Source organism: Calidithermus timidus DSM 17022, assembly GCF_000373205.1.
Taxonomy (GTDB): Bacteria; Deinococcota; Deinococci; order Deinococcales; family Thermaceae; genus Calidithermus; species Calidithermus timidus.
Genome location: NZ_KB890696.1, coordinates 167,419 through 183,123 on the forward strand (window position 1 = coordinate 167,419; position 15,705 = coordinate 183,123).

Genomic DNA, 15,705 nt, shown 5'->3' on the forward strand with positions numbered 1-15,705 from the left:
CGCTTACTGCGCCTCCCAGCGCAGCTTGGGCTTGCGGTTGGCCTGCACCTCGTCGAGGCGGCGCACCGGGGTGGTGTAGGGAGCGTGCTCGAGCCACTCTTTGTCCTTGCGGATGACCTCACCCATGGCGCGGGCGAAGGCCTCGAGACTCTCCTTGCTCTCGGTCTCGGTGGGCTCGACCATCAGGGCTTCCTTGACGATGAGGGGAAAGTAGACCGTGGGGGGATGGTAGCCCATCTCCAATAACCCTTTGGCCACGTCGAGGGTCTTGATGCCCTCCGGCGGCTGGGCCACGAACTCGTGCATGCAGATGCGGTCGTAGGGCACGCGGAAGCCCTCAGCCTTGAGCAGCTCCTTGAGGTAGTTGGCGTTCAAGACTGCCAGCGCCGCACTTTTCTTCACCCCCTCCGCGCCCAGCATCTTGATGTAGGCATAAGCCCGCAGCAACGCTCCGAAGTTGCCGAAGAAGCTCCTGACTTGGCCGATGCTCTGGGGACGGTCGTACTCGAGGGCATAGGTTTCGCCCTGCTTGACCACCACGGGCACCGGCAGGAAGGGCGCCAGTCGGGCCTTGACCCCCACCGGACCCGCACCCGGCCCACCGCCACCGTGAGGCACGGTGAAGGTCTTGTGCAGGTTGAGGTGCACCACGTCGAAGCCCATGTCTCCAGGCCGGGCCATGCCCATGATGGCGTTGAGGTTGGCCCCGTCGTAGTACAGCAGCGCTCCCGCCTGGTGGGTGAGCCGGGCGATCTCCAGGATGCGTTCCTCGAAAAGCCCCAGCGTGTTGGGGTTGGTGAGCATGATGGCCGCGACCTGGGGGCCGAGTTCGGCCTGCAGGGCCTCGAGGTTGACCTCTCCGTCAGGGCCGGAGGGGATCTCCCTGACCTGGTAGCCGGCCATGCTGGCGGTGGCCGGGTTGGAGCCGTGGGCTGAGTCGGGCACCAGCACCACCCGGCGCTGCTCGCCCTCACCCCGACTGGCGTGGTAAGCCCGGATGATCATGACCCCCGTCAGCTCGCCGTGGGCCCCGGCAGCAGGCTGCAGGGTCACGGCATCCATGCCGGTGATCTCCCCCAGGTCGCGCTGGAGTTCGTACATCACGTGCAGTGCGCCTTGCACGCTGGAGGGGTCCTGGTAGGGGTGCAGGTCGGCGAAGAGTTGCACGGCGGTCTCGTGCACCTTGGGGTTGTACTTCATGGTGCACGAGCCCAGGGGGTAGAAAGCCACGTCGATGCCGATCTGGCGGCGCGAGAGGTTGGTGTAGTGGCGCACCAGCGTGAGCTCGTCCACTTCGGGCAGCTTAGGGGCTTCGGGGCGCAGGTTCTCAGCGCCCAGCATTGCCGCCAGGTCTACCTCCGGAGCCTTTGGCGGCAACACGCCCCGCCGCCCCGGTCGGCTGTGCTCGAAGATCAGGGGGAAGTCCACGCCCACGGCGGTCTTGTCGGCGATCATGCCAAAACCTCCCGCAAAGCCGCCTCGAGCCCCTCCAAGTCGGCCTCGGTGTGCTGTTCGGTGCAAGCAAAGAGGGCCAGGTGAGTCAGATTCCCTTCGGGACGGGCAGGCCCGTGCGCCTTGGGGCCGTACTCCGCCGGGACCGGGCTCGCTGCGTGGATACCGTGCTCGAGCAGGGCCCGGCGCACTTCCTGGGCGGGTTTGGGCAACTCGAGCACGAACTCGTTGAAAAAGGGTGCGGGCGTAAGCAGCCGGACTCCCGTGATCGCGCTCAGCCGCTCGGCCAGGGCGTGGGCGTTGGCAACCGAGCGCACCGCTACCTCGCGCAGGCCCTGCGGCCCCAAGGCGGCCAGATAGACCGCGCCCATCAGCGCGGTGAGCTGAGCGTTGGTGGTGATGTTGGACTTGGCCTTAGCTCGGCGGATGTACTGCTCGCGGGCCTGTAGGGTCAGGATGTAGCCCCGCCTGCCATCGACATCGCTAGTCTCGGAGACCAAGCGACCTGGCAGCTGACGCACCAGCTCGGAACGCACCGACATAAAGCCGAAGTGAGGACCGCCGTAGGCCATGGCGTTGCCCAGCGGTTGCCCCTCCCCCACCGCCACGTCGGCCCCATAGCTTCCGGGAGCCTTGAGCACGGCCAGCGAGATGGGGTCCACCACCGCCACGAACAGCGCCCCGGCGGCGTGAGCGGCCTCGGCCAGGGGGGCCAGGTTTTCCACCGTGCCCAGGAAGTTGGGGTTTTGGCCCACCACCGCCCCCACCCCCTCGGGCAGCTCGAGGGCAGTCTTACCCTCCACGAGGGGCAACGTCACCACCTCAGCCCCCACCGCGTCGGCGTAGGTGCGCACCACCCGGCGGTACTCGGGGTGAACCCCTTGGGAGATGGCTACCTTCATCTTTTGGCTCTCGCGCAGGGCCAGCAGCACCCCCTCGGCCAAGGCGCTCGAGCCGTCGTACATCGAGGCGTTGGACACCGGCAAGCCGGTGAGCTCGCTGATCATGGTCTGGTACTCGAAGATCGCCTGCAGCAGCCCCTGGCTGGCCTCGGGCTGGTAGGGCGTGTAGGCCGTGAGGAACTCCGCCCGCGCCGCCAGCGCCGGAATCACGGCGGGCACGTAGTGCTGGCGAATTCCCCCACCCAGGAAGGAGGCGGCGGCGCTCTGGTTCTTCGCGGCGAGCTCGCGTAAGTGCCGCATAAACTCGGCTTCGCTCAGGGGGGGGTCCAGCTTCAGTTCGGGGTCGAGGATGTGCTGGGGCACGTCCTTGAAGAGCTCGAGCAGGCTCTTTGCGCCGACGCGCTCGAGCATCGCCTGCACGTCCTGGGGGGTGTGGGGGGTGTAGTCCATAAAAGCCTCGCTGATAGCCAAAAGTCACCTGAGCTATCGGTTATCGGCTACAGGCGATTGGCCGCTACTGGCTCTCGGCGAACTCCTGGTAGGCCGAGGCCTCGAGCAGCTTCTCCACGTCGGCGGGGTTGTCGGGCTTGATGCGGAAAATCCAACCGCCGCCGTAAGGCTCGGTGTTGAGCAGCTCGGGCTGGTTGGTCAGGTCGGTGTTGACCTCGACGATCTCACCCGAGATTGGAGCGTAGATGTCGGAGGCGGTCTTGACCGATTCCACCGCCGCCACTCCCTCGCCGGCGTCAACCTGCTCGCCCACCTCGGGCAGCTCGACGAAAACCACGTCGCCCAGCGCATCCTGCGCGTAATCACTGATCCCTACGGTGACGATGCCATCGTCCTCCAGCAGCACCCACTCGTGAGTCTTGGTATAGCGAAGGTTATCGGGGTATTTCATGTAGCCTCCAAGCGTCAGGGTACGTGTACGTGAGTCAAACGGTCTTATCCTAAAGGCACGAACGGTAGCTTGCTGACTTTTCCCGCATACAGTTTGCCACGGATTTCCACCTGCAGGGGAGTATCCAAGCCCTCGTAGGCCGCCTCGATATAGGCCATGGCGATGCCCTTCTTGCTCAGGGGGGACAAGGTGCCCGAGGTCACCTGCCCCACCTCGCGACCCTCGGCGAAGACCTTGTAGCCCTCTCTGGGAATGCCCTGCTCGAGCACCAACCCCACCAACCGCCTGGGACAGGGCCGGGAGAGCATCGCAGCCTTGCCGTGAAACTCCTTGTAGGTCTTGACCACCCAGGCGAAGGGGGTGCATAGCGGGCTGGTCTCGTCGGTGAGCTCGTGGCCGTAGAGGGGAAAACCGGCCTCGAGGCGCAGGGTATCCCGCGCCCCCAAACCGCAAGGCGTCACTCCGGCCCCCAGCAGCGCCTGCCACACCGCCTCGGCGTCGGCGGGGGCGGTGAACACCTCGAAGCCATCCTCCCCGGTGTAGCCAGTGCGGGCCAGACGAACAGCTTTCCCCGCGACCTTAGCCGCGAAGGTGTCGTTCTTGCGGGCGGCGGAGAGGTCGGCGTCGCACAGCACTTGCAGCTTCTCGGCGGCCTTGGGCCCCTGCACCGCGATAAGGGCCCAGTCCTCGGAGGCGTTCTCGAGCTCTACGTCGAAGCCCTCGGCCAGCGCCTGCACGTGGGCCCAGTCCTTCTCGACGTTGGCCGCGTTGACCACCATCAGGTACTCCTGCTCGCCGGTGCGGTAGACGTAGACGTCGTCGACCAGTCCACCCTCGGCGTTGGGCAGCATGGAGTACTGCGCCCGGCCTACCCTGAGCTTGGACACGTCGTTGGGGGTGAGGTACTGCAAGAACTCCAGCGCCTGCGCCCCGCGGATCCAGAACTCACCCATGTGGCTGACGTCGAACATCCCCACCGCCTCGCGCACCGCCAGGTGCTCGGCGCTGATGGAGCTGTACTGGATGGGCATGTCGTACCCGGCAAAAGGGGCCATCTTGGCACCCAATGCCCGGTGGGCCGCCGTGAGGGGTGTTGTCTTCACAGGGGTGATTATTCACCATCTCCGCCAGTCGGTGCATTGTGGTTTTTTCGGCTCGAGCGGCCTCCAGAGCTTAAGTCTGAAGGAGACAGGACCAGGACACTTCTCAGGCCACCGCACGGCACGGCCGTCTGAGGCTCATCCAGAGCAAGCCGAAACCTTCAGAAGCAGGGGGTGGCACATCCACAATGCACGGCTGGGAATGCACGGATGGAAGTACATCTCGCTAGGTTCTATAATCCCTGTGCCTGGATCGCAATCACGACACCGGAGGTCAGGAGTGACGGAGGACATGCTGGAGCTGCTCCGCATCATGAACGAAGAAGGCGTGCGCTCAATCATCATCGGCGGGTACGCCCTTGCTTTCCTGGGCCAGCCGCGCTATACCAAGGACCTCGACCTGTGGGTGGACGCAAACCAGGCCGACCGCCTGCTGAGCGCCATCACCCGTTTCTTCGGCGGTGACAACCTGGGGTTGACGGTCGAGGACTTCGCCACGCCTGGGGTGATCCAGTTAGGCTATGAGCCCAACCGCGTCGACCTCATCGTGATCGAAGGCCAGGACTTCGACGGTGCCTACGCGCGCAGCCTTGACCGCAAGGTCGGGGGCGTTTCCCTCAAGGTGGTGAGCCAGGAAGACTTCGTACGCCTGAAGCGGGCATTCGGACGCTCTATCGACCTGCGGGACATCGAGGGCTTGGACCCCGGAGGAAACCAATGAAGCTCAAGCCCGCAGCCCGCAAGTACCGCTTCGACGAGGTGCCTCCCGAGCGCGAGCGGTGGCTGGCCCTACCGCTGGAGGTGCGCCTGCGGGCGGTGGTGGAGATGGCCGAGTTCTGGGCGCGGGTGCGGCTCGAGGAGGCCCAGGCGCGAGGCGAGGCGCCCAGCCCGCCCATCTGTATCGAACGCATCTACCCGGTCGCAGTCAAACGGCCGCTGTCGAGGGGACCCCAGGCCCAAATCCCTCCAACCCCTGACCCCTCGCCCTAAGTTTCTCCAGGGTGACTCCATCATACCGGATTTAAAAAGATAATCACCCAAAAAAGACCTTCAGAGGCTATCTTTTTGAATCCTAGAGTACACCCCTCCCTGACGGTCGGCGAAGAAAGCGTATCCCTTCGGTCGACCGCCCCGCCCTGGCGGGGCGGCGTCACCATTCGGTGACGAACTAACCGAATCTGGTATCAGAAGTCACCCTGGAACCCCGGCAGCCGCATCGAGGCGTAGCGCGGGGGTGGCTTGCTCAGCCCGCCGTGGCGACCCTCGAGAGCACCAGGCGGCTCACCGCCTTGAGGGTTTCGAAGACACCCACGCCCGCCGAGGCTACCGCCTCGAACATGCTGTACTTCTTGTCGGGGTCGATGACCATCTGCACCATCTCCACCGGCAGCGCGTCGGGGAGATCGCGCTTGTTGGCCTGGAGCACGATGGGCACCTCGTCCATGGTCAGGCCGTACTCGGCGAGGTTCTCGCGCAGGTTGCGGAAGGACTCGGCGTTGGCCCGCAGGCGGTTGGGGGCGGAATCGGCCACGAAAACGATGCCATCGACGCCGCGCAGGATGAGCTTGCGGCTGGCGTTGTAGAAGACCTGGCCCGGAACCGTGTAGAGGTGGAAGCGGGTCTTGAAGCCCTTGACCTCGCCGAGGTCGACGGGGAGGAAGTCGAAGAACAGGGTGCGCTCGTCCTCGGTGGCCAGGGAGACCATGTCCCCGCGGCGGGTTTCGGGGATCTGGCCGAAGACCCACTTGAGGTTGGTGGTCTTGCCGGACATGCCGGGGCCGTAGTAGACGATTTTGAAGTTGATCTCGCGGGCGGCAAAGTTGATCGTGCTCATGTTAATCGGTCCTCACGATAGCACCCTAACTCCCAAACAGCTCATCCAGCAGTGCGTTGGCACCATCGCGGTATTCGGTGTCGATGCCCATTTTATTGGGTGTGACAATGGCTTCGCGGATGAGTTGCTCGAGCGTCTGAGCGGCCTTCTTGGCCGTGAGCTTGACCCGCCCCAGCGGCGCGGAGTTGTCGAAGAGGATGGTGAGGAGGACCACCTCGCCGATCTCCTCGACGTAGAGACCGTTTTGCTCGCCCTGGTGGACGATCTCCTGGAAGCGCGGCTCGCCCAGCATCTTGGCGAGGGCCTGGGTGGCGGCGGCGTTGCCGGCGATGAGGGTCGCCAGCGAATCGAGCGCGGGGGGGCGAGGGGCCCAGAGGGCCTCCTTGTGCGCCAGCACGAAGCCCTTGCGGTCCAAGAGCATCACGTAGCGGGCGCCGCTCTCGCGCAGCAGCTCCTCGAGCGTCTTCATCACGCTCTGAAAGGTCGAGCCGTAGAGCGCTATTGCGGGCTCAATCATATCCAGGTAAGTTTAGCACCATGAAACTCCCCGACACGGTTATCCGTTACGCCCAGGAGACTTTGCGCGACCTGGTGGCCCTCCCCTCGGTCTCGGCCGAGCAGCGCGCCCTGCCCGAGACGGCCCAGCGCGTGAAGGAATTGCTCGAGGAACTGGGCCTGCGGGCCGAGATCCACCCTACGCCCGGCGCCCCGGTGGTCTATGCCGAGGGTGGGGAGGGCGGCCCGACCATGCTGTTCTACAACCACTACGACGTGCAACCCGCCGACCCGCTCGAGCTGTGGGAGAGCGACCCCTTCGCCATGACCGAGCGCGACGGGCACTGGTACGCACGGGGCATCAGCGACGACAAGGGCGAGCTCACCTCGCGCCTGGCGGCCCTGAAGTGGCTCATCGAGGAGCACGGGAAGCTGCCTTTTAGGGTCAAGTTCCTCGTCGAGGGCGAGGAGGAGGTGGGTAGCCCCAACCTCGAGGCCTACGTCGCGCAGAACCGCCAGCGCCTGCAGGCCGACGCGGTGATCTGGGAGTTCGGCAGCGTGGACAGCGTGGGGCGGCCTTTGGTCTACTGCGGGCTCAAGGGCATCGTCGCCGTAGAGCTACGGGTGCGTACCGCCGCCTACGATCTCCACTCCTCACTGGGCGCGGTGGTGCAGAACCCCATCTACCGCCTCTCGGCAGCCCTGGCCAGCCTGCGCGATAACGAAGGCCGGGTGCTCATCGAGGGCTTCTACGACCGGGTGCGCCCACTGAGCAAGGCCGAGGAACGGAGCCTCGAGGCCATCCCCGACGAGTCGGGGCACCTCAGCGAGCTGTACGGCGTGAAGGGGTTCCTGGGCGGGGCGAAGGGCACCGAGTTCCACCGCCGCCTGGCGGCCCTTCCGGTGGTCAACATCAACGGCTTCCACTCCGGCTACGGCGGCCCCGGCTCCAAGACGGTGCTGCCCGCCGAGGCCTTCGCCAAGCTCGACTTCCGCCTGGTCCCCGACCAGGAGCCCTCCGAGGTGGTCGAACTGCTGCGCCGGCACCTCGACCGGCACGGTTTCGACGACGTCGAGGTGATCACGCTGGAGGCCGGGGAGCACCCCGCCCGCAGCGACCTGGGGGCCCCCTGGGTGCAGCAAGCGGTGGAGGCATTGCGCGAGACCTACGGGCTCGAGCCCATCGTGCACCTCAGCTCGGGCGGAAGCGGGCCGATGTACCCCTTCACCCACCACCTGGGTGCCCCGGTGGTGAGCATCGGCATCGGCTACCCCGGCAGCCGGGTGCACAGCCCCAACGAGAACATCCGCATCGCCGACTTCGAGCGCGGGGTGGCCGCCATCAAGCGGGCCCTGGAGAAGTTCGCAGGGCTGTGAGGCGGCGGGCTTTCAGCCGTCAGCGATCAGCGGAAGGCTCGTGGTGGACCCCTCCCCGCCGGCGGGGAGGGGGTATCTCCCAGCCCCCTTGCTCAGGGGGGTGAAGAAGGGGCGTCTTGCATTCTTTTGCGTTCAGCTATCGGCGTTCAGCGTTAGGCGTTTAATACCAGATTCGGTCAGTTCGTTCCCGAATGGGAACGCCGCCCCGCCAAGGCGGGGCGGTCGACCGAAGGGAGTGCTCTAGGATTCAAAAAGATAGCCTCTGAAGGTCTTTGGTTTGGGTGATTATCTTTTTGAATCCGGTATAACTCACGCATTGTGCCCTACCCCCTGGCTCATCCCCGCACCAGAAGCCTACCTTTGGCCTATGCGCTGGCTGGCTTTGCTGTTGCTGCTCGGAGCGGTTCAGGCCCAGCAGACCATCGCCGAGTTGCGGGCCCGCAGCTACGGCGAGGGCGAGCTGACCCTTGAACGCACCCTGGCGCAAAACCGGGACTTCACTCGTTACTTGGTGCGCTGGCCCTCGGAGGGCCTGATCCAGTACGGCTTCATGAACGTGCCCAGCGGCAAGGGCCCCTACCCGGTGGTGCTGGTGCTGCACGGCTACGTCAACCCCGCCACCTACCGCACCCTGGCCTACACCACCCGCTACGCCGACGCCATCGCCCGCATGGGCTACGTGGTCATCCACCCCAACTACCGGGGTCATCCCCCTTCGCAGGGCAGCCCGGAGGGGGTCTTCCGCGTCAACTACGCCATCGACGTGCTCAACCTGGCCGCCATCGTGCGCAGGCAGAGCGGCGAGGGGCCGCTCGCCAAGGCCGACGGGAGCCGGATGGGGCTGTGGGGCCACAGCATGGGCGGGGGCATCGCGCTGCGCGTCGCGGTCGTAGACCCGCGGGTCCGGGCTGTGGTGCTCTACGGCTCGATGTCGGGCGACGAGCGCAAGAACGCCAGCCAGATCTACTACGTCTACTCGGGCCGCACTCGAGGCCTGACCGAGCTCAATGCCCCCGACGAGCGCATCAAGGCCATCTCCCCCATCTACCACCTGCAAAACGCCCGCGCCGCCTTCAGCGTGCACCACGGCACCGCCGACGAGCAGGTGCCCTACGCCTGGAGCGTGGAGCTGTGCCAGAAGCTAAAGGCCCTGGGCAAGAGCGCCGAGTGCTTCAGCTACCGCGACGCCCGCCACATCTTCCCCAGCGGAAGCCGTGCCGACGCAATCTTTATCGCCAAAGTGCAGGACTTTTTCGCCCGGACGCTGAAAGGTGCCGATCGTCGATAGCCGATGGCAGCGGCAGTGTGTCATCATCGACTGGCCTGACCGGTCTCCGTATGCGAAGCCTCTACGTCCACGTCCCTTTCTGCCCCACCCTCTGCCCCTACTGCGATTTTCACGTGCTGCGGCGCTACGGCGGGGTCGTGGAGGCCTACCTCGAGCGCCTCGCCGAGGAAGCCGCCGCGCTGCACGCACGCTTCCCCGGCCCACTAAAGACGCTTTACTTCGGGGGCGGGACGCCGAGTTTCCTGCGCGGCCACGAGCTCGAGCGCCTCTTCGCCGCGCTCCCCTGGCGGCTTGAGGCCGGCGCGGAGATGACGATGGAGGCCAACCCCGGAACCCTGAGTCCTGAGCGCCTAGCCCTCCTCAAACACCTGGGGGTCAACCGGCTTTCCATTGGCGTGCAGAGCTTCCAGGACAGCGTGCTGGAGAGCCTGGGGCGGGCGCACGGGCGGAAGGGGGCGCTCCGGGCCGTGGAAATGAGCCTGGAAGCGGGCTTCCGCACCTCCATCGACCTGATCTTGGGCCTGCCCGGCCAGGATTTCGAGGCCGACCTGCGCGAAGCCGCCGCGCTGGAGGTGGGGCACGTCTCGGCGTATACCTTGCAGATCGAGCCCGGCACCCCCTTTGAGCTCCGTGGGATAAGGCTAGATGAGGAGCTCGAGGCCGCCGCTTTCGAGGCTGCCGAAGAGATTTTGGCTCGGGCCGGGCTAAGCCGCTACGAGATCTCAAACTTTGCCACGCCGGGCCAAGAGAGCGAGCACAACCGGGTCTACTGGCGGAATGGCTTTTGGGGCGCGCTGGGGCCGGCGGCGACAGGGCACTACCCCAAAGGGCTTGAGGACCACGGGGTCTACTCGGTCAGGGCTACCAACCCGCCGCTGCCGCGCTGGCTGGCAGGAGAGCCACCCCAGGTGGAAGCGGTAAGCCCCCTCGAGCACGCCCGCGAGTCGCTGATGCTGGGGCTGCGGCTGCGCGAGGGGGTGGACGTGGAAGCGCTCGAGCAGCGCACGGGATCGGAGCTCTGGAGCTGGCTGGAGCATGCGGTGGAGCGGCTCGAGACCCAGGGCAAGCTGTGGCGCGAAGGGTACAGGATCGGGGCAACCCGAGCAGGCCTCCCCACGTTGCACGCGGTGATTCTCGAGCTGTGGGAGGGACTCGAGCCCTACTTGGACACGCCCTCCGGCAGGTGAAAGCGCCCGTCGGGGCCAGGGTGGTGCGGGTGAGCTTCGTGGCTAGTCCACCAGATAAAGCAGCTCACTCACGACCCGCGCGTACTCCTCGGGCTTGAGCCCCTTCTTAGGAATGCGGAAGCCCGGCGGGTGCTGGATGAGCTCGGGACGCGGGGTGAGCTCGCGCAGGGCCTTGGCGTCGTAGTCGAGGGGCCAGTGGTCGAAGACGACCATCAGATAGCTGAGGTCTTCGGTGATGGAGGCCACGCGCTTGCCCTCGGCCAACAGGCGCAACCGGGTGAGGGCCAAAAAGTTCTCGACTTCGGCGGGCGGCTCGCCGTAGCGCTCGCGCAGCTCCTTGCCGATGCGGGCTACCGCGGCCAGGCTCTTGCTCTCGGCCAGGCGGCCATAGTAGCGGCTGCGAGCTTCAGCGCTAGGGATGAACTCAGGGGTCAGGCGGGCGGAGACCTGCAGGTCGAGGGTGACGTGGCGCTCGGGCTCCTTGACCTCGCCCTTGAGCTTGGCGATGGCCTCGGCCAGGAGCTCGGTGTAGACCTCGATGGAGACGGCGCGGATGTGCCCGTGTTGCTCGGGGCCCAGGAGGTTGCCTACCCCGCGAATCTCCATGTCTTTCTCGGCCAGCAGGTGGCCCGAGCCCAGGTCGGAGAGGTCGGCGATGGCCGAGAGGCGGCGCTCGGCGGCCTCGCTAAGGCGCGGGGGGTGGAAGAGGTAGGCGTAGGCCTCCTTGTCGCGCCGTCCTACCCGGCCCCTTAGCTGGTAGAGCGCGGCCAGGCCCAGCCGGTCGGCCCGCTCGATGACGATGGTGTTGGCCTCGGGGATGTCCAGGCCGCTTTCGATGATGGTAGTGGCCAAGAGCACGTCGAAGGCGCCCTCGGCGAAGGCCAGCATCACCTCCTCGATCTGGCCCTCGGGCATCTGGCCGTGCACCACCCCGATGCGGGCCTCGGGCACCAGGGCCTCGAGGTAGCGTCGCCGCGCCTCGATGGTGGCGACCCGGTCGTGGACGTAGAAGACCTTGCCCTCGCGCTCGAGCTCGTTCATGAGCGCCTCGCGCACCAGGCCGGGGTCGTAGGGGGCCAGGTAGGTCTGGATGGGCTTGCGGCCCGGCGGCGGGGTCTGGATGCTCGACATGTCACGCAGGCCCACCAGGGCGCTGTAGAGCGTGCGGGGAATGGGCGTAGCCGAGAGGTAGAGGGTATCCACCGCCTCGCGTAGCTCGCGGATGCGCTCCTTCTGAGCCACCCCGAAGCGGTGCTCTTCATCGACGATCAGGAGGCCCAGGTCCTTGAAGCGCAAGTCGGGCGAGAGCAGGGCGTGGGTGCCCACCACGACGTCGATCTTCCCCTCGGCTAGGCCCCTCCTGATGGCGCTGGCTTCACCATCGGAGGTGAAGCGCGACAGCGCTGCCACCCGCACCGGCAACCCGGCCAGGCGGCTCTTGAAGGTCTGGTAATGCTGCTCGGCCAGCAAGGTGGTGGGCACCAGCATCGCCACCTGGGCGCCGTGGGTCACCACCCGCCAAGCCGCCCGCAACGCCACCTCGGTCTTGCCGAAGCCCACATCGCCGGAGATCAAGCGGTCCATGGGGTGGGGGCGCTCGAGGTCGCGCAGGGTTTCCTCCAGAGCCTTCTCCTGGTCGGGGGTGAGGGTATGGGGAAAGTTCTGCTCGACCAAGGGGTCGAGCTCGGGGTTGGGGGCGAAGGCCCGGCCCGGCGTGGCGGCCCGCTTGGCGTGGAGCACGACGAGGCGAGCGGCCAGCTCCTCGGCGTCCTTCTGGGCCCGCTCCCGCGCCCGCTTCCACTCACCCCTGCCCAGGCTGGACAGCCGCGGCGGGTCGTCGGTGGTGCCGGGGTGGCGCTTGAGGAGGGGCAGTTGTTCGACCGGCAGGTAGAGCTTGCCCTCCCCGGCGTACTGCAGGATCAGGTAGTCGCGCTTGGCCCCCAGCACCTCGCGGGGCTCCAAGCCTAAGAACTGCCCGATGCCGTGCTCGGGGTGGATCAGGTAGTCGCCCGGCTCGAGCGCCCCCACGTCCTGCACGTCTGCGCCCACCACCTTCTTGATACGGACCCCACCCGCGCCGAAGGCGTAGAGGTGGGGCTCGGTGAGGTAGACCGTGCGGCGCTCGGGGTCGAGGAAAGCCCCCTCGTAGGGGCCAGGGACGAAGGTGAGGAAGCCGGGGTGAGCCTCGAACCCTGCCGCAAAGCGCAGGGGAAAGCCCTCGAGCTTGCGCCTGAGGTAGTCGCGGCTCTTGGGGTGGCGGTAGAAGAACACCACCGCGTAGCCGCTATCCAGCCAGCCCTGGAGGTCGGCCTGCAACTGGCTCACCCGCGCGCGGTAGGGCGGCAGGCTGGGCCAGTCCATGGGCATCACGTCCAGCTCGGGGCCACCCAGCCCGAAGGCGATGCGGTCGCGGCCCTCGAGGAGCTTCCACAGCTCGGCGGGGGCCAGCGCGGGGGTGTCGAGGAAGACGGGGCCGGGGAAGTGCTCGATCTTGCGAGCACTCCAGGTCTCGGCCTTGCCGGGCTTGGCTGCGAGCACCCAGCGGGTCTGAGGCTCGCCCCCCACGCGCAAGGCCTCGAGCTCATCGCCGAAGAACTCCAACCGGAGGTTCTCGAGCTCCAGCACGTCGCCCTGCACCTTGAAATCCTCCTCGCGCAGGTAGCCCATGCGGTAGAGCCGGTCGAGGAGTTCGGAGCGCAGGTAGCGCTGCCCTACTTCCAGCACCAGCCGCCAGACCGAGGGATCTTGGGGGAAGGCCTCCATGGCCTCGTCGTAGCTGAAGACGAATAGGGCTTTTTCCCCGTGGGCCTCGAGGCCGGGGTTGAGGTAGACGGTGCGGCCGAAGGGCCCCAGGGCGTACAGCGGCACCCGCTCGGGCGGAGCCAGCAGCACAGCGGGCGAGGGAGCCTGGGCGAAGAGCAGGGCGCGGGCTACTTGGGGCAGCCCCGGCAGGTAATGGTTGTAGGGCAGGCTGATGGTCTGCGGCATGGCGGCAACCCGCCCAGTCTACCGCAAGCCCAGCAGGACAGGGAAAGCCGGCTTACAGCCCATTGCTCGGGCGCTCAGGCCACCGGGTAGGCGTGAACACCCAAGGTACCTAGCCCGGTGTGAGCGGTGACGATGGAGCCCATGCGGATGACGCGCCCCTTGTCGAGCAGCACCCCCGCTTTGTTGGTGAGTTCCTTGATCTCCTCGAGCACCTCGCCGGGAGCGTCGGCGTGGGCGATGGTGACCCGCACTCGCCGGCCCTTGAGGGGCTCGAGCGCCTGCTTGACCAGGTTCTGCGCCACCGCAGCCTCACGCACCGCCCGCACCATCTTGATCTTGCCCTCCTGCACGGTGAGGATGGGCCGCAGCCCCAGCAGGTCGCCGATGGCCTGGCCAATCCTGGGTAGGCGTCCCCCACGCACGAGGTGCTCGAGGCTGGCCACGCTGAAGAGGATGGCGTCCTCCCGCTGAATACGGCGCAGCTCGGCGACGATGGCTTCCTCCTCCCAGCCCATCGCCACGCACTCGGCGGCCCGGTAGACCAACGCCGACAACCCCCCCGAAACGGTGCGGCTGTCGAAGATCCGAATGCGGCCCGGCGCGACCTTGCCTGCCGCCTCACGGGCCCGCTCTACGGTGAGCGAGATCTCTCCCGAGAGGTGGATGGACAGCAGGCGGTCGTAGTGGCGCAGGTAGCGCTCGTAGACCTCGATGAAGTCCCCGACCGTGGGGGGTTCGGTGCTGGGGTGAGCCCCCTGACGAATCTGAGCGTAAAGGCTGTCCGGGTCGAGCTCACGCCAGTCCTTGTAGCGCGCAGAGCCTACCTGTACGTACAGCGGAACCAGGCCCACTCCCAGCTCTCCGGCAGCCGCCGGAGAAAGGTCGCTTGCCGAATCGGTGATGATCCCCAGCTCCATGGAAAACCTCCAGCAGAACTGAAACTTAGAGCGCAGACTGGACTCGCTCAAAAAGTTTCGGCCAGAGTTTACTACATCCATGTACTCGAGGGCGCGCAGTTTTCACAAACAACCTGGCTGGCAGGGGTGACAATAGGGGCAGGTGTGTAGGATGCAGCTTAGGGCTACGCCACTTCTGCGCTGATATACACTGGCTCCCGTGACTCGGGTACTCTTTCTCAGCGATGCCCCCATGATCGGCGGCAGCGAGGTGTACTTGCGTGAGATGCTCCCCCGGCTGCGCGCGCTGGGGCTGGAGCCCGAAGTGGCCCTGCCGAAGCTCGAGGGCAACCGCCCCATCCGCGAAGCGTTGGCCGAGCGGGGCATTACGGTACACGCTTACACCGATCCCGCTGAAATCCCCAAGCAGTACGACCTGTATCTCGTCTCCACCTGGTATCCGCAGAACGCGCTGCGTTTTCACCGCCTTCTCCCCCAGCCCCCCATCATGCTGGTTCACGATCAGATCGAGGTCTGGTATCCCCTAGGGCTATACCGGCTCTACCGGCTGGGCTATCGGCTGCTGCAGGTGCCCAACCTACAGCGCTCCAAGGCGGTGATTACCGTCTCGCACTGGGCTGCCCGCTGGCTGAAGGAGGTCCACGGGGTGCGACCGGAGGTCTATGGCGTGCCCAACGGCGTGGACACCGAGAAGTTCCGCCCCCCCCTGCCGGGCGAGCGCGAGGTCCTGCGGCAGAAGCTGGGGCTCGAGCGCTTCAGCGTGCTGGTACCGCACCGCATGAGCCCGGAGAAGAACCACGGCTCCGTCCTGCTGGCTGCCCGCCAAACACCCGAGGCGGACTACCTCTTCGTGGGCGCGGGCGAGTTGATGGGCTACTGGCAGAAGGTCGCCCGGCTCCTGGGGCTACGTAACGTCCGCTTCCTGGGCCGGCGAATGGACATGCCCGAGCTTTACCGCGCCGCCGACGCCATGCTCCAGCCCACCCTGGGGGAAAACCTCTCGTTGGTGACGCTGGAGGCCATGGCCAGTGGACTGCCGGTGATCTCCAGCCCCATTCCCGCTCAGGCCGAGCTGATCGAAGATGGGGTCAACGGGCTGTTGGTACCTGCGCGACCCGGCCCCATCGCCCGCGCCGTACGGGAACTGGCCGCCGATTGCGCTAAAGCTCGCCGCTTAGCCGAGGTCGCGCGGGCCAGGGTACTGCAGCAGCACACGCTCGAGGCCACTGCCCAGCGCCTAGCAGAAGTACTGCATAATTACTAA

The 15,705-nt window shown here is 66.4% G+C and carries 14 protein-coding genes; 6 read left to right on the plus strand and 8 right to left on the minus strand.

All coding sequences use genetic code 11. The features are described 5' to 3' along the window. Window positions 1–3: 3 nt before the first annotated feature. The 4 genes from gcvPB to gcvT form a co-directional block, all read right to left on the minus strand. The gene (gene gcvPB / locus B047_RS0107355) at window positions 4–1,428 is read right to left on the minus strand and encodes an aminomethyl-transferring glycine dehydrogenase subunit GcvPB (RefSeq protein WP_026234689.1); all 1,425 of its coding nucleotides are present in this window, start codon (window positions 1,426–1,428) and stop codon (window positions 4–6) included. A gap of 23 nt (window positions 1,429–1,451) precedes the next feature. After that, window positions 1,452–2,804 (minus strand): aminomethyl-transferring glycine dehydrogenase subunit GcvPA, encoded by a 1,353-nt coding sequence (gene gcvPA, locus B047_RS0107360; protein ID WP_018466316.1) that lies wholly within the window; start codon window positions 2,802–2,804, stop codon window positions 1,452–1,454. Between the two features lie 64 nt (window positions 2,805–2,868). Beyond that, on the minus strand, window positions 2,869–3,255 hold the full coding sequence (gcvH, locus tag B047_RS0107365) for a glycine cleavage system protein GcvH (RefSeq protein ID WP_018466317.1): 387 nt from the start codon (window positions 3,253–3,255) through the stop codon (window positions 2,869–2,871). 44 nt (window positions 3,256–3,299) lie between these two features. Next, window positions 3,300–4,358: a glycine cleavage system aminomethyltransferase GcvT gene (gene gcvT / locus B047_RS0107370; RefSeq protein ID WP_018466318.1), complete on the minus strand. Its 1,059-nt coding sequence runs from the start codon at window positions 4,356–4,358 to the stop codon at window positions 3,300–3,302. A gap of 289 nt (window positions 4,359–4,647) precedes the next feature. On the opposite strand from gcvT, the gene B047_RS0107375 reads away from it, so the two are divergent. After that, window positions 4,648–5,076 (plus strand): nucleotidyltransferase, encoded by a 429-nt coding sequence (locus B047_RS0107375; RefSeq protein WP_018466319.1) that lies wholly within the window; start codon window positions 4,648–4,650, stop codon window positions 5,074–5,076. Then, complete coding sequence (locus B047_RS16490; protein ID WP_018466320.1) at window positions 5,073–5,345, plus strand: hypothetical protein; 273 nt, start codon at window positions 5,073–5,075, stop codon at window positions 5,343–5,345. Before B047_RS0107375 ends, B047_RS16490 begins: the two co-directional genes overlap by 4 nt. A gap of 253 nt (window positions 5,346–5,598) precedes the next feature. Here the strand turns inward: B047_RS16490 and mglA are convergent, their stop codons facing one another. Then, window positions 5,599–6,189 (minus strand): GTPase MglA, encoded by a 591-nt coding sequence (mglA, locus tag B047_RS0107385; protein ID WP_018466321.1) that lies wholly within the window; start codon window positions 6,187–6,189, stop codon window positions 5,599–5,601. 25 nt (window positions 6,190–6,214) lie between these two features. Next, complete coding sequence (mglB, locus tag B047_RS0107390) at window positions 6,215–6,706, minus strand: GTPase-activating protein MglB (protein WP_018466322.1); 492 nt, start codon at window positions 6,704–6,706, stop codon at window positions 6,215–6,217. Between the two features lie 20 nt (window positions 6,707–6,726). On the opposite strand from mglB, the gene B047_RS0107395 reads away from it, so the two are divergent. From B047_RS0107395 to hemW, 3 genes are all read left to right on the plus strand, one after another. After that, on the plus strand, window positions 6,727–8,061 hold the full coding sequence (locus B047_RS0107395; protein ID WP_018466323.1) for a M20/M25/M40 family metallo-hydrolase: 1,335 nt from the start codon (window positions 6,727–6,729) through the stop codon (window positions 8,059–8,061). Window positions 8,062–8,428: 367 nt separating this feature from the next. Next, the gene (locus tag B047_RS0107400; protein WP_018466324.1) at window positions 8,429–9,349 is read left to right on the plus strand and encodes an alpha/beta hydrolase family protein; all 921 of its coding nucleotides are present in this window, start codon (window positions 8,429–8,431) and stop codon (window positions 9,347–9,349) included. Window positions 9,350–9,399: 50 nt separating this feature from the next. Continuing rightward, the gene (gene hemW, locus B047_RS0107405) at window positions 9,400–10,536 is read left to right on the plus strand and encodes a radical SAM family heme chaperone HemW (RefSeq protein WP_018466325.1); all 1,137 of its coding nucleotides are present in this window, start codon (window positions 9,400–9,402) and stop codon (window positions 10,534–10,536) included. A 42-nt stretch (window positions 10,537–10,578) separates the two neighbouring features. Here the strand turns inward: hemW and mfd are convergent, their stop codons facing one another. Further along, window positions 10,579–13,524, minus strand: coding sequence for a transcription-repair coupling factor (mfd, locus tag B047_RS0107410; RefSeq protein ID WP_018466326.1), 2,946 nt, complete (start codon window positions 13,522–13,524; stop codon window positions 10,579–10,581). A 74-nt stretch (window positions 13,525–13,598) separates the two neighbouring features. Beyond that, window positions 13,599–14,441, minus strand: a complete 843-nt coding sequence (locus tag B047_RS0107415) for a DegV family protein (protein WP_018466327.1) — start codon at window positions 14,439–14,441, stop codon at window positions 13,599–13,601. Between the two features lie 232 nt (window positions 14,442–14,673). On the opposite strand from B047_RS0107415, the gene B047_RS0107420 reads away from it, so the two are divergent. Continuing rightward, entirely contained in the window at window positions 14,674–15,705 is a 1,032-nt protein-coding gene (locus B047_RS0107420) for a glycosyltransferase family 4 protein (RefSeq protein WP_040779582.1), read from the plus strand.

Excerpts from the sequence above, each read along its gene's own strand:
- gcvPA (WP_018466316.1), bottom strand. The coding sequence starts at position 2,804 with ATGGACTACACCCCCCACACCCCCCAGGACGTGCAGGCGATGCTCGAG.
- gcvH (WP_018466317.1), bottom strand. The coding sequence starts at position 3,255 with ATGAAATACCCCGATAACCTTCGCTATACCAAGACTCACGAGTGGGTG.
- B047_RS0107375 (WP_018466319.1), top strand. The coding sequence starts at position 4,648 with ATGCTGGAGCTGCTCCGCATCATGAACGAAGAAGGCGTGCGCTCAATC.
- B047_RS16490 (WP_018466320.1), top strand. The coding sequence starts at position 5,073 with ATGAAGCTCAAGCCCGCAGCCCGCAAGTACCGCTTCGACGAGGTGCCT.
- mglA (WP_018466321.1), bottom strand. The coding sequence starts at position 6,189 with ATGAGCACGATCAACTTTGCCGCCCGCGAGATCAACTTCAAAATCGTC.
- mglB (WP_018466322.1), bottom strand. The coding sequence starts at position 6,706 with ATGATTGAGCCCGCAATAGCGCTCTACGGCTCGACCTTTCAGAGCGTG.
- B047_RS0107395 (WP_018466323.1), top strand. The coding sequence starts at position 6,727 with ATGAAACTCCCCGACACGGTTATCCGTTACGCCCAGGAGACTTTGCGC.
- B047_RS0107400 (WP_018466324.1), top strand. The coding sequence starts at position 8,429 with ATGCGCTGGCTGGCTTTGCTGTTGCTGCTCGGAGCGGTTCAGGCCCAG.
- hemW (WP_018466325.1), top strand. The coding sequence starts at position 9,400 with ATGCGAAGCCTCTACGTCCACGTCCCTTTCTGCCCCACCCTCTGCCCC.
- mfd (WP_018466326.1), bottom strand. The coding sequence starts at position 13,524 with ATGCCGCAGACCATCAGCCTGCCCTACAACCATTACCTGCCGGGGCTG.
- B047_RS0107415 (WP_018466327.1), bottom strand. The coding sequence starts at position 14,441 with ATGGAGCTGGGGATCATCACCGATTCGGCAAGCGACCTTTCTCCGGCG.
- B047_RS0107420 (WP_040779582.1), top strand. The coding sequence starts at position 14,674 with ATGATCGGCGGCAGCGAGGTGTACTTGCGTGAGATGCTCCCCCGGCTG.